The sequence below is a fragment of the Candidatus Schekmanbacteria bacterium RIFCSPLOWO2_02_FULL_38_14 genome (genome assembly GCA_001790855.1).
Taxonomy (GTDB): domain Bacteria; phylum Schekmanbacteria; class GWA2-38-11; order GWA2-38-11; family GWA2-38-11; genus 2-02-FULL-38-14-A.
Genome location: MGDH01000037.1, coordinates 1,843 through 16,133, shown reverse-complemented (window position 1 = coordinate 16,133; position 14,291 = coordinate 1,843). Strand labels below are relative to the sequence as shown.

At 34.7% G+C, this 14,291-nt stretch carries 9 protein-coding genes and 1 pseudogene (1 of these 10 running past the window's edge); all 10 read left to right on the top strand.

Annotation, left to right across the window (positions count from 1 at the left end; genetic code table 11):
- The first annotated feature begins 81 nt into the window (after nt 1–81).
- Nucleotides 82–837, top strand: coding sequence for a hypothetical protein (locus A3H37_07495; GenBank protein ID OGL48459.1), 756 nt, complete (start codon nt 82–84; stop codon nt 835–837).
- A complete protein-coding gene (locus A3H37_07490) occupies nt 834–2,213 on the top strand; it encodes a hypothetical protein (GenBank protein ID OGL48458.1) in 1,380 nt (459 codons plus the stop codon). Before A3H37_07495 ends, A3H37_07490 begins: the two co-directional genes overlap by 4 nt.
- Nucleotides 2,213–3,085 carry a hypothetical protein gene (locus A3H37_07485; GenBank protein ID OGL48457.1) on the top strand — a complete coding sequence of 291 codons (873 nt, stop codon included), beginning with the start codon at nt 2,213–2,215 and terminating at the stop codon, nt 3,083–3,085. Before A3H37_07490 ends, A3H37_07485 begins: the two co-directional genes overlap by 1 nt.
- A 15-nt stretch (nt 3,086–3,100) precedes the next feature.
- Nucleotides 3,101–4,630 carry a hypothetical protein gene (locus tag A3H37_07480; GenBank protein ID OGL48456.1) on the top strand — a complete coding sequence of 510 codons (1,530 nt, stop codon included), beginning with the start codon at nt 3,101–3,103 and terminating at the stop codon, nt 4,628–4,630.
- 4 nt (nt 4,631–4,634) lie between these two features.
- Nucleotides 4,635–5,354, top strand: a complete 720-nt coding sequence (locus tag A3H37_07475; GenBank protein OGL48455.1) for a glycosyl transferase family 2 — start codon at nt 4,635–4,637, stop codon at nt 5,352–5,354.
- Between the two features lie 250 nt (nt 5,355–5,604).
- Entirely contained in the window at nt 5,605–5,970 is a 366-nt protein-coding gene (locus A3H37_07470) for a hypothetical protein (protein OGL48454.1), read from the top strand.
- Nucleotides 5,960–7,681: a hypothetical protein gene (locus A3H37_07465; protein OGL48453.1), complete on the top strand. Its 1,722-nt coding sequence runs from the start codon at nt 5,960–5,962 to the stop codon at nt 7,679–7,681. Before A3H37_07470 ends, A3H37_07465 begins: the two co-directional genes overlap by 11 nt.
- Before the next feature lie 5 nt (nt 7,682–7,686).
- On the top strand, nt 7,687–9,810 hold the full coding sequence (locus tag A3H37_07460; protein OGL48452.1) for a hypothetical protein: 2,124 nt from the start codon (nt 7,687–7,689) through the stop codon (nt 9,808–9,810).
- A gap of 8 nt (nt 9,811–9,818) precedes the next feature.
- Nucleotides 9,819–12,017, top strand: coding sequence for a hypothetical protein (locus A3H37_07455; protein ID OGL48451.1), 2,199 nt, complete (start codon nt 9,819–9,821; stop codon nt 12,015–12,017).
- Between the two features lie 677 nt (nt 12,018–12,694).
- Nucleotides 12,695–14,291 (top strand): annotated as a pseudogene (locus A3H37_07450) (hypothetical protein); it runs 1,532 nt beyond the window's last position.

Below are 14,291 nucleotides of genomic sequence, written 5' to 3'. Positions count from 1 at the left end.
GTGATTTGTAATTCTGATAATTCTTCATCCATCTATTCCCGTGAAAGTATAAATATAGTCAAATGCACTAAATGTGGACTCATGTACCAGAATCCGAGAGTCTCTCAGAATCTTGTAAACGAAGAAACCAATAGAAAGGACTATTATAAAATTTATGAAAAGATAGCACAGGATCAGGAAAAGTTCTTCAGGAATAGATTTGAGACTGTTTTGAAAGGAATACCAACTGGAAAAGTACTGGATGTAGGGTGCGGTACCGGAGGATTTCTTAAGGTGGCTAAAGATTTAGGTTGGGATGTATATGGGGTTGAAGTATCTTCACTGGCAGCTCATGCATCAATTGATAAATTGGGCATTGGAATTACTGAAGGAACAGTAGAAGAAGCAAATTATCCAAATGAATATTTCGATTTAGTGAATATGAGTCATGTATTAGAACATATGCCTAACCCGCTTAAAACTCTAAAAGAAATCAAAAGAATCACAAAGCCACCAGGGTATTTACTGATTGAAGTTCCGAATGAGAAAAATTTTAAGATAAGAAATTTTCTTCTAAATCTTTTCTTACATTCCGGCACAGGAGAAAAGTTTGCCCCAAGAAACTACCATTTATACCTGTTTACAAAAGACACCCTTGCAAGCCTGATAGATAAATCAGGATTTAAGCTTTTGTTAATTGAAGAAGAAGGATTTGGAGTCAAGGGCAGAGAAGACTGGATACTCAAGAGCCTTAATCCATTTATCAGAACCTTAGCATTTTTCGTTAAGAGACTCCAATTAGATGTTCACATTAGATTAGGGCATTATCTTATTGCTTTAGCAAAAAATAATAAATGAATATCCTGCTTATAAACCCAGAAGAAAATGTCCCGCAACAGACTGAAATATATCCCTCCGGAGCTCTTGTGCTTATGGGGACAATGCTCTCACAGGAAGGTCACAATGTCTGCATAACCCATCTCACTAATGAGCGTATTAACATTAAAGGATTAAAAGCAAAAATCCTGGAATTTTCTCCAGACATAGTCGGAATTACAATGAATACCTACCAGACAAAATCAGCAAGGATTATCTCAAACCTTGCGAAAGAGGTCAGCAAAGATATTCGTGTTGTAGCAGGAGGACCTCATTCTTCTGCGTTAAAGATAGAACTTTTCAAGAACTTTCCAAATATTGATGTAGTAGTCTTTAGTGAAGGAGAGCATACATTTTCAGAGATTGTGGATGGGAAAAACTTAGAAGGAATCAAAGGAATTTGTTTTAAAGGAATTGTTAATGACCCAAGACCTTTTGTTGCTGATCTTGACTACTTACCACTGCCTGACCTTGATTTAGTTAAAGATCTGTACAGATTCACAGGAGGACCACCTGTTATCCAGAAGCCATGTATGTACATAATGGCATCAAGGGGTTGTCCCTTCCAGTGCACATTCTGTAATGTTTCAGTTTTCGGAAAACACACAAGGTTCAGAAAACCTGAAAAGGTTATCGAGGAGATAAAATGGCTATATAATCGCTATCATATGAGAGAAATATACATCCAAGATGACACTTTTAATTTGAACAAAGAATGGGCTGAAGAATTATTAAATCTAATCATAGAGAATAAATTAAATGAGGAGATAGTTTATAAGGCTGCTTTCCGAGCAAATGAGAAGTTACTCAATTCTCACCTATTAAAGCTTGCAAGAAGAGCTAACATTCAGGTTATTCTTTTTGGCGGCGAAAGTGGAAACCAGACTATGCTCAATAAAATGAAGAAAGGAATAACAATAGAAGAACTGGAACGAGCTTTTCGATTAACTCATGAAGCTGGAATCAAGACAGTTGGCTCCTTTATGATAGGCAATATAGGTGAGAATTATTCTACAGTAATAGATACCCTTAAATTCATAAAGAAAGTGAATTCTTTTTACGTTGGCTTTTCCATGGCATCTCCATTCCCAGGAACAGAGCTGCAGAAAATTCTTATTCAAAAAGGTCATTTAATGGAAAAGGATTATGAAAGATTTGATGCACACAATTGCACTATTAGAACAGATGCTCTTTCAAAAATGGAGATAAAACTGCTATGGCTATTAGGAAATATCTATATTGTAATTTTGGAATTATTGAAACCAGATTCAACGACTCTGGTCCTTAAAGAAATCCTAAAAAAAATTCAGGAACTTATTGCACCATATCGTTTGTTTAAAAAAAGAAAAAAATATTAATGTTAGATAAATTAGATATGAAAGAGTATATATCTTGTATAATTTGTAATTCTGAAAATTTTTACCACATCTATTCCAAAGGAAACATAAATATTGTAAAATGTTCAAAATGCAGTCTTATGTATCAGAATCCAAGGACTTTAGTATATCTTATTAATGAGGAAATTTATAGAGAAAACTATTACCATGTTTATGAAAAAATTGCCAAGGAGCAAGAAAATTTTTTCATAAATCGGTTCAACACTATTTTAAAAGAAATGCCAGTTGGAAGAGTACTGGATGTGGGATGTGGGACGGGAAGTTTTCTAAAAGTAGCAAAAGAGCGAGGATGGAATATTCATGGAGTTGAAGTATCTTCGTGGGCAGTTCAGGTATTATCTAAGAAATTAGATATTGAAGTTAGGAAAGGAGGGGTTGAAAAAGCTAATTTTCCAGAAGATTATTTTGACTTAATAAATATGAGTCATGTATTAGAACATCTCCCTAATCCACTGATAACTTTAGAAGAAATAAAAAGAATTATGAAGCCGTCAGGGTATTTATTAATTGAAGTCCCAAATGAAAACAACTTTAAGATAAGAAATTTTCTCCTTAATCTTTTCCTGCGTTCAACAAAAGAAGAAAAATTTGCTCCAAGAAGCTACCATTTATACCTTTTTACAAAAGAAACTTTAGCGTATCTGCTAAAAAAAACAGGATTTAAAATTTTACTTCTTAAAGAAGAAGGTTTCGGAGTTCCTGGAAGGGAAGACTGGATTTTTAAGAATCTTAATCCTTTTTTCCGGACTTTTGCTCTCATTGCTAAAAAAATTCAATTAGATGTTCGTGTTGGATTAGGGCACTATCTACTCGCTTTAGCAAAAAAAGAATAGAAAAATATTAGTATAATGACAATAGAAAAATTAAATTTAGATACCAGCAAAAAAGTTGTCAGAAATACTTGGGTTGCAAGTGTTGGCAGTTTTTTTGCATCTCTTTTTGGACTACTCTGTTATTTTTGCATAGCCCTTTTTTTCGGAGCAGCAAAAGAAACTGACGCTTTTTTCGCAGCAAATGTACTCTTTGTTTTTTTCGCTACTTTCCTCTCAACCCTCAGATATTCAGTAGTGCCGTTAATGGCAGATATTGAAAACAAAGAAAGATTTTTTGCTGTATTTAACAAAATCGCTGTCTCAGTTTTATCAATAGTAATAGGGTTTTCTGTTTCCGTTTTGTTACTCTCTTCTTATATATCATCTTTTTTAGGGGTGGGATTTGATTCCCAGACTCTTGCCAAAACATCCTATTTTATAAAAATAATAGCTTTTTCAGGTTTCTTCCAGGGAATCGGTTTTTTGTGTGCAAGTGCTCTTGGGGCTATAGGTAACTTTTCCATACCTGCCTATTCATATGCTTTTGGCAATTTCCTGTGGCTCTGCTTAATTTTTACTTTCAGAAATTTATTGGGAATTGATTCAGTGGCTATCGGAATGCTGGTATCATCTTTTTTTTCATGCCTGTTCCAATTAATCTATCTGCTAAAAATAGGATATAAGCCAAGGTTTTTCAAGAATGATTCAGAATTTACCTTTCTTGATATTTTCAAAACAACGATTCTCGGTTCAGGCATTTATGTCACCGGAAATTTAAATTATGCAATTGGACAAAGCCTGTCATCTTATTTTCCTGAAGGCTCTGCAACTCTGTTTGCATACGCAGCAACAGGAGCAGGCTTTTTAGTAAGTGTAATATCAAATCCTATTTCGCTGGTAATTCTTTCTTCCCTTTCAAGGATGAAGGAGGATAAAACGAGGTTCTCAAAAACATTGTCTTTAGGAATCAGGTATAATATAATTTTTATTATACCTCTTATTCTTTTTCTTTCTGTTTTCAGAACCCCCATTCTCAGGCTTTTCTTGAGCTCTTCTCTTAATAACAAAGATATAGAAATACTTGGAAACCTGATTCTTGGCTATATTATTCTGATACTGGTTTACAGCTTAAACTTAATACTTTTTTCAGCATTTTATGCCGTAGGCAAGGAAGGAACTTTATTTCTGATAGGACTGTTTAGTATTTTAGTAAATCTTTTTTCAAGCTTTTTTTTAAAAAATTACTTTGGGCTGACTGGACTTGCAGTTGCCCAGTCAGTCTATACCGTTTTTATATTCATAGTCCTCTTATTTAAATTGACAGCACATCTTGAAAAGGATATTTTTGTCAAATATTTGAAAGGGATAGAATGGATTTCGCTGTTTGCAGTTCTATCCACTGTGATAGTCTATTTTATCAGTCAAAAATATTTTGACTTAAACCTTTTTCTTCCATTATTCTCAACAATGCTTTTAAGCATTGGTTTATATTTAATATTAATTTTTATTTTTCAGCGTCATGAACTAAAGTTCTTTCTGTCAACCTTTACAAACAGAGAAGGCTGAGTTTATGAATAAATCTCAATCCATAATAGTAATTCTTCCTGCTCACAACGAGGAACAGAACATCAGAGAAGTAATAAAAGGGATAAAAGAAACACTTCCTTCAGCTCAGATTTTAGTAGTCAACGACGCCTCCACTGACAATACCCCAAAGTGCTCGCATGATGCTGGTGCAAGGGTTATATCCCTGCCTTTTAATCTTGGTTATGGGGCAGCACTTCAGACAGGATACAAATTTGCTTTAGAGGAGGGGTATGAGTATGTTATACAGCTTGATGCAGATGGACAGCATAATCCAAAAGATATTCTTAAAATTCTTGAACCCGTTTTAAATGGGAATGCTGATATAGTCATTGGGTCTAGGTTCTTGGAGAAAGGAAATTATCAGACAAGTTTAGCAAGAAAGCTTGGAATTTCATTCTTCGGAGCAATTGCTTCTTTGTTTGCAGGCCAGAGAATAACTGACCCGACATCAGGATTCCAGGCTTTAAATAGAAAGGTAATTGAATTCTTTTCCAGCGACCGCTACCCTGTTGATTTCCCGGACGCTGATGTATTAATCATGCTCCATAAAGCAGGGTTTAAAATAGCAGAAGTATCGGTCAGGATGAATCCAAGCTTTTCAAAAAAATCCATGCATAGCGGACTTAAACCTGTTTACTATATTTTTAAAATGCTGCTGTCAATTTTTGTGACTTTATTGAGAAAGGATTTAAAGGAACAATAAAATTCTACGAATATTTTCGCAGACTGAAGTCTGCGGCTACCATTTTTAAAATTTAGGTCTTTTGAATTTGTTTGCCCCGCTTAGAAATTTTACTTTCTAACGGGGTTTAGGACTTCGTCGTGACCCTTCGACAGGCTCAGGGTGCTGCATGGTGGGCTGTGAGCTTGCCGAACAGTCGAACCATCAGTCGAACGATTTTAGATATTAGAATTTAGGATTTGAATAGACTTTTAATCAGGAGGGAAAAGGTATGCCAATTACCCAAAAAATATTTGCTGTTGTTATAAGTCTGGCAATTCTAATCATTATTGTAGAACTTGTCAGGCAGAGGAAACTTCGTGAAGAGTATTCATGGTTATGGATTCTGACAGGGTTTACAATAATAATTCTTTCTTTATGGTATAACCTGCTTGTGTTTGTTACTCATCTTATAGGAGCTGTGCTTCCAACTTCAACGTTGTTTATCTTCGGGCTCCTGTTTCTGGTTTTTATAAGCATTCATTTTTCAGTTAAGATTTCTAAGCTAAGCAATCAGGTAAAGAATCTGTCACAGAAACTGGCAATTTTAAATTATCATTTAGAAGATACGAAAGCAGACAAAAAAAGTGAGGCGTGAAACTTCTTTATCAATAATTATTATTTTCATAGTATCTTTTGCAATCTATTCTAATACGCTCAATAGCCCTTTTCACTACGATGATGAAAAGGTAATTGTTAAAAATGAGAGTGTCAGGGATATAAAGGATTTCCAAAAAATATTCTCTTCTAACCCCTCAAGGCCTGTTTCAACCTTCTCTTTTGCGTTGAATTTCTGGTGGGGAAAACTTAATCCCTTCTCATATCACCTGGTAAATATAATTTTACACTGTTTGAACGGAGTTTTGTTTTTTCTTATTCTTAGAATCACCTTTCAGGGAGATATTTTAGTTTTGGTTTTTACTTCCCTTGTCTTTATTTCTCATCCTGTAAACACAGAATCAGTCAGCTATATTTCAAGCCGCTCCGGAGTTCTCTGCGCAACATTTTATCTTTTATCTATGATATTTTTTATTATATTCCTGAGAAACTTTAGAAATACCGGAGCATCAGGACTTAAGCAGACTGGTTTTTATTTGACTTCCATTATCTTTTTTCTATTAAGTATTGGCTCAAAGGAAACAGGAATAACTTTGCCTTTGATTTTAATTCTCTATGAGTCCTGCTTTTCTACCTCTATCGATAGACGGGGTTTTCTAACCCCGTCATGGCGGGACAAGAATGTCCCGCCTATCAAACTGAAAAGGATCAATGTCATTCACTATAAATTATACTACGTCCCTTTCTTCGTCATAATTGGAGCCATAATGGTTTTGAGGAGATATTTTTACGGAACTTTAGGCAACCCGACTTTTCACAGGGATTATTATAAAAACTTTCTTACTCAGGCAAATGCATTATGGGCTTATATTAAGCTCCTGATTTTCCCTGTGAATCTTAATATAGATCATGAATATTTTTTATCCGGTTCATTTCTTGAGATTAAAACACTTTTGTCATTTATAGGGATTTTAATTTTAATTTTTGGAGCTTTAATAATATACAGAAAATGTTCCGAGATTGCTTTTTCAGTTTTTTTCTTCCTCATAACGTTCAGCCCGACGCTGTTAATACCTCTGCAGGATATATTGAGTGAAAGATGGCTTTATTTGCCTGGAATTGGATTTTATTTATTCTTGGCTTTGTTTATTATGCTATTACAGGATGGGTACAGGGAGAGTTATCATTTTTCAAAGGGGGGCAAGGGGGGATTATCAGTAATAGGAATTCTTCTCATATTATTCTTTTCGATTTTGACTTTTAGCAGGAATGAAGTATGGAGCAGTGAAGCATTGCTATGGAGGGATGCAGCCCAAAAATCTCCACATAAAGCAAGAACCCATAATAATCTCGGAGTTGCTCTTGCGAAACTGAAACTCTACAATGAAGCAATAAAATCTTTTAAAGAGGCAATAAGAATTGATAAGCATTACTCACCTTCAAGAGCCAATCTCGGCAGGGCATATAGGAAGAAGGGTGAAAAAAGTCTAATGCTTCAGGAAGCTGTAGCATTGTTTGAAAGCGGCAATTATTATTTTAAAAAGGGAATGATAAAAGAAGCAATAATATCTTACAAAGAATTAATCGGGCTGGTTCCGAATTCTGTAGCAGCATATGGGAATCTCGGAATGTTATATATGTCACTTAATGAGATGAAGCTTGCCAAAGAGTGTTTTGAAAATGTCCTGATTTATAATCCAAAAAATGAAGCTGCAAAGAAAATTTTAAAAGAAATAAATGAAGGCAACTGACAAGAATGAAAGATAAATCAAAATGGCTTTATGTTTTTTTGCCCCATTCATTAATAATATTAACTGCGATACTGTGTTATTCTAATTCTTTTAATGTGCCATTTCACTATGATGACAGAAAGGTAATTTTATCTGATTACAAGCTAAGGGATTTACATAATTTATATGATATAGTCTTTTCAAATCCAACAAGAGGATTATCAAGCCTTTCATTTGCTCTGAACTATTACATTAATAGATTTAATCCTTTTGGATACCATCTTGTGAACTTATTTTTTCATATCATAAATGGTATTCTTGTTTATCTGATTTCTTATAACCTCATATTTAAAACCCATAAAGTTTCTTTTTTAGCCTCCCTGTTCTTTGTTGCTCATCCAATAAATGTTGAATCAGTTACTTATATTTCAAGCCGTTCAGGAGTTATGAGCACTACATTTTTTCTTTTATCTATGATATTTTTCATTAAATTCCTTAAATATTCCAGAAGCGTTGTTCCATCACGGGGTAAGCTGTTTTTTTCTTATTTAGCCTCCATTATCTTTTTCCTTTTAAGCATTGGTTCAAAGGAAACAGGAGCAACTCTGCCATTTATTCTAATTCTCTATGAGTCTTGCTTTTCAACTACTCGTAGAAACAGACCTTTAGGTCTGTTATTAACGGGGTCCCTGCCTGCCGGCAGGCAGGTAAAGACCCGTTTCTATTTCCCTTTCTTTGTCATAATTGGAGCCTTAATGGTTCTGAGGAGATATTTTTACGGAACTTTAGGCAACCCGACTTTTAACAGGAATTATTATGTCAATATCTTAACCCAGATTAATGTTAGCACAGAATATATAAGACTTCTCTTCTTCCCAATAAATTTGAACATAGACCATGATTTTCCATTAACTACAGGCATAAATTTTAAAACCCTCCTATCATTAGTCACAATTTTATTAATTTTTTATTTGGCTTTTAAGTTTTTTAAAACTTTCAAAGAGATTTCTTTTTCCATTCTCTGGTTTTTCATAGCTTTATCTCCGACCTCAATTATTCCCCTTGAGGATGTCTTGAGTGAGCGGTGGCTTTATCTTCCTTCAGTTGGGTTTTCAATTTTTCTTTCTCTGTTTATTTATAAAATATTAATGGGCACAAGCAGACTGAGCAAGATTTTAATTGTTATCACTCCAGCATTGATTGTCCTTTGCTTCTCTCTTGCTACTTATTATCGCAACCATGTCTGGCAGGATGGTCTAACCCTCTGGAGTGATGCTGTAAAGAAATCTCCTGAGAAGGCAAGGCCTCATAATAATTTGGGTGCAGAATATTTAGATATTGATAAAACAGAGAATGGATTTGTAGAGTTTAAAAAAGCAGTTATGCTTGAGCCGGGTTATATAGATGCCAATCTGAACCTGGGAGCTGTTTATGGAAAAAAATGGAACTTTGACAAGGCATTTTTCTATACTAAAAGAGCGTTAGCCCTTGATCCGAAAAACCATATCGCTTTCAACAATTTAGGAAATATTTATGAAGCCACTGGAAAGGGGAACCTTGCTGTAGAGGCTTATAAAAAAGCCATAAAAATAATGCCTGATTACGGCAGCGCTCATTTTAATCTTGGGATAACATTCCGTGATTTAAAAATGCCTGCAGAAGCTGAGAGAGAGTTCAAAAAAGCAATTGAGCTTGACCCTGAAATAGCAGGCAACCATATTGAACTGGGGTTGCTCTATATAGAAGCAGGCCGTACTCAACCGGCTTTTAATGAATTTAAAAAAGCCCTTGAGCTTGATTCTAAAAATGCAGGGGTTTTAAATAATTTGGGAATTATATATGGAATGAATAAAAACTATGAGGATGCTGAGCAGATGTTTAAGAAGGCTCTTAAAGCTGTGCCATCACATATTAATGCGGGCATTAACCTCGCTCAGATATATATTCAGATAAGTGAGTACGATAATGCTATTGTGGTTTTGAAAAATACATTAAAATTTGCCCCTGATTTTTATGAAATCTATAATATGCTCGGAAAAGCTTATCAGTTAAAAGGGGCTAAAGATGAGGCAATAAAAAATTTCAAAACCAGTTTAAGGTTAAATCCTGAAGACAAAAAAGCAGAATTAGCATTAAAAGAGCTGGAATAAGGATTTTAATGGATAGATTTTTATTTATGATTTCAGAAAAATATTTAAATCATTTTGTTTCAATCTGTTTGATTCTTGCCATTTCTTTTGCTGTCTATTCAAACTCATTGAAAAATGATTTTGTAAACTATGATGACAGCTGGCTCGTTCTTGAGAATAAAAAGATAAAAGCAATTAATTTTGACAATATATGCAGAATGTTTTCTGAGCCAACTGCAAGCGACTATCTACCATTAAAGGAGCTTTCCTATGCTCTGGATTATCATTTCTGGAGACTTAAACCCCTTGGCTTCCATCTGACAAATGTTATACTTTTTATGATAAATTGCCTGCTTGTATATTTACTGACTCTGAAGATTTTTGAGGATAAGGCGTTATCTTTTTTCTCTTCCCTTCTCTTTACCCTTCATCCCATTCATGCTGAGGCTGTGAACTGGATATCTGCAAGAAAGGATGTCCTCTCGGGCATGTTCTTTTTCCTCTCCCTGTTATTTTACGTTTTAGCTTTTAAAATAACTGGAATAAAGAAAAATCTATATTTTATCTCCTCAATAATAAGTTTTATCTTTGCACTCTTTTCAAAACCCTCAGTAATAATACTTCCATTTTTGCTTCCTTTATTTGATTATTGCTTCTTAGCTGAGAAGAAAGTATTTAGAATAGAAAGGACAATTATTCGTATCCTTCCTTTTTTAGTTATTGCAGGTCTCTCAACTATTATTACTTTGTCAGTTGCTTCAGAGAAGGAGGTTGTTAAAACCTATTGGGGTGATAGCCCTTATCTTACGTTTCTTGCAATGCTTGGGGTTGTTTTTGATTATATAAAACTATTACTCTTCCCAATAAACCTGAATGTCAGATATGAGGTTCCTTTTCCTCCCTCCTTTTCTGATATCAGGATAATAGCAGGAGCAATTCTTCTCATTGCTTTTATTGTTATTTTTTTTAAATTCAGGAAAAACAACAAATTAGTCGGGTTTTGCTTAATGTGGTTTTTAATAACATTAATTCCAGTCTCAAATCTGATTCCAATCGCAATATTAAAGGCTGATAGATATTTATATTTACCTTCATTTGCATTTACATTAGGGTTGAGTTTGATTATCTTCAAACTCTGCAATCTGGAAGAAATTTCGGGGACAGTTTTATCCGAAAATATTCTTTCAAGTTTCCCTTTGAAAAAGGGGGATGGAGTGGGATTTTTATCTTCCTTTTATAAATATTTAGTTTTTATCATTTTCTTTCTTATAAGCCTTTCTTGTTTTGTTCTGACCTTTAGCCGGAATACTGTCTGGAAAGATGGCCTGACCCTCTGGCTTGATACAATAAAAAAATCTCCAGAAGATTGCCTTGTCCACAATAACTTAGGAACAATATATATAGATAAGGGAGACCATGAAAAGGGGTTGAAGCATATTAAAGAAGCTCTTGAAATAAATCCCTATTACTGGGATGCCCACTTTAATCTTGCTACTATTTACAGTAAAAAAGGTAAATATGAGCAGGCACTAAAGGAGCTAAAAACAGTCTTAGAACTGAACCCTAATTTTTTTAGAGCCTATATCAATGCAGGAAATATCTACAGGCAAATTGGAGCTACTGATAAAGCCATAGAAGCTTATAAGAAAGCAATAGAGATTGACAAAAAATCAGGTGATCCACATTATAACTTGGCACTACTCTTTAGCAACAATGGGTTATTTGATGATGCTGTGAAGGAATATAAAGAGGCTATAAAACTTGATCCAACTCTGGCAAAAGCTTACAATAACTTAGGCAATATATATTTTAAAAAAGGATTATTCAAAGAGGCGATTGAGGAATATAAGATAGCAGTCAGACAAAATCCAAATCTTTATGAGGTTTATAATAACCTTGGGAGTGCGCTGAATGAGGCAGGAAACAGCAATGAAGCAATAAAATATTTAAAAATTGCAGCAAGGTTAAAAAAGACAGAGATAATACCCCATCTCAATCTGGGAAAAATATATATGGAAAAGAAAATGTTTAAAGATGCCATAGAAGAGTTTGAAAGGGTTTTAGATTTGAAACCAGATTATTATCAGTCTCATATAAGCCTTGGATTGATATTTTTAAGTTTAAAAAATAAGGAAAAAGCAATAGAGCATTTCATCAAGTCTTTAAGTTTAAATCCGAAAGACAAGACATCAGAAGAGTTTTTAAAAAAAATAAATCCTGCAAATTAAATAGTTGATTTACCTTGACATTAATTAATTAATCTCATAGTTTGTTTATAGATTTTCTTTTAAAGTAATATACATTTCAATTAATAACCAAATTGTAAATCTGTCTGAAAGATTGTTTCACTTATTAAGTAAAAGGAGATTTAAAATAAAAAAAGTTAACATAACTATCATCGAATCGGGTTTTAATAGCAGGTTTGCAAAGAGGTGTCGGTTTTTTTGACATTTTTTTGCAAATTAAATCAATGAGTTAGAAATTTAGAATTAAAATTGTCGAAAAAATGTACATTTTTATTAAAGAAGGTCAGAATGTTAAAAGATTTCTTGAAAAGATTAATTGTTTTTTCTGTTTTGAAAACAGAGAGTTATTTGAATATTTAAAGAATGTTTAAAATGTGGCATAATTTTTGCTAAAAGGTATTCTAATTCAGGAAAAAATTGTCTATAATTTTTTTTGGAGGCTTAAATGAGCAACAAAGAGAAAATTAAAACTGAAGAGAAAAAAGCTATAGGAATTCCAAAGAAAAAAGCTTTTGTAGAACCAAAACTTAAAGTTTACGAACCATTAATTGATATTACCCTCTTTACTTCTACTGCGAATGTAGGTGGAGGGACTTTTTTCTAAGTCAACAGGCTTCAGTGAAACTCTAAATTATTTTAATAAATAAAGGGGAGCTATAATGAAAAATAAACTTTTGGGGATAAAAATATTATCAGTAATTCTTTGCTTCGCGCTATCTCTATTTTTAATTCCGGGTTGCGGAGAGGATGGAGGCATCGGAGGAGCTAAGTCATCATCAGGCGTATCAAAGAAAAAGCCCGTTGCCTCATTCAGAGCCTATGTGGATGTTGAAAAGGGTACGATTACATTTGAATATCCTGATGCAAGCAAAGGTGTAAAGAAAACAAAAGGCTCTGCTAAAAAACAATACACATCTGCTGGATCAGGATATTACCCGCTAAATGTCATAATGGCTTCCACTGGTTTAAGCTGGGATAGTGGAACTAAAATATTATCCGGGAATGTTACAATAACCAATAACAATACCAACGACAATGCAACTGGTGACACTCTTTACGGAACATATGCTACCATTGAAAGCATTTCGGTTGGCGGTGTTTCTGTTAATAATGAATACGGGTATGATCCTAATGGTTATCCTTATTTTAACCATGCTCCAGATGGCGTAAGCATAGCACCAGGTGTAACAGGCTCAGCAGTGAGCTGGAAGTTTTATGACCCATCAGCGGTAAGTTTTAATTTTTCAGGTAATGTCTATGCGGATAACTGGCATCAGATAGCAGGAGACGGGGTCGCAAGCACAGCCTGGGAGGATGGCAGTGCTGAAGTCGCTGACAAGCTTTATATTCCTGATATGATAGGATTTGATAATAAATTATATATTATGTTAGGTAAGCAACCTAATCCTCCCCGGGATACAGGCAGGACTAATGATTATCCTGGAGGGAGTGGGAGCGGGACAGGAGTTACAGGTTGCGAGATATGGGAGTATGAGCCTACAGGAGGGACATTTACGCAGGTAAATAATGATGGTTTTGGAGGCAGTGAGGCACATCTTAATAAGAGTTTTAATAACTGGGGTGGTTGCTTTGCTGAGTTTGGGGGTTATCTTTATGCAGGAACAGGCAAAGCTATATTTGGCAGTGGTTATGTGCAACCTCTGATTACCCAAGGTGGTGAGATATGGAAGTGGACAGGCCCTGGCACAACCTGGACAAAGGTGCATAGCTTTACAGGTAGCGAAGGTATAGGTACTCTTCATTCCTTTGATGGTTCTCTTTTTGCAGGTTCTAACCTTAGGGGGTATGGTGTGGCTGGTGCTTATCCTACTTCGGCTCAGGTTGATTATTCAACAAATGGCACAGCATGGAATATAGTTACGACCAATGCCTTTGGTGATACAGACGCTAATAACACCTCTGGTTATGGTTCTACAATAAACTCTGTGGCTAATGTAAGTTTTGATGGTTCAAACACTTATTCCTTTATTCAGAAGTCAGGTGTTACAGGAAAGCCAGGTGTTACCCTTTACAGGGCAGGTCCTGCTGATGGAACGGGTAAAGGCAGGTTAGCGAGTCAGTGGCTACGGATTACAGACAATACAGCTGATGATATATATGCTACAGTAACTGGAGTTACCTATGATAATAATCCAGCTAACGCTGGTGTAAGTGGTAAGTATCTTTTAACAGTTACATTTTCTTCTACTCCTGCTGACCATGCCCTTGCTCATCATCAGGCATTTAAGGCAGGGA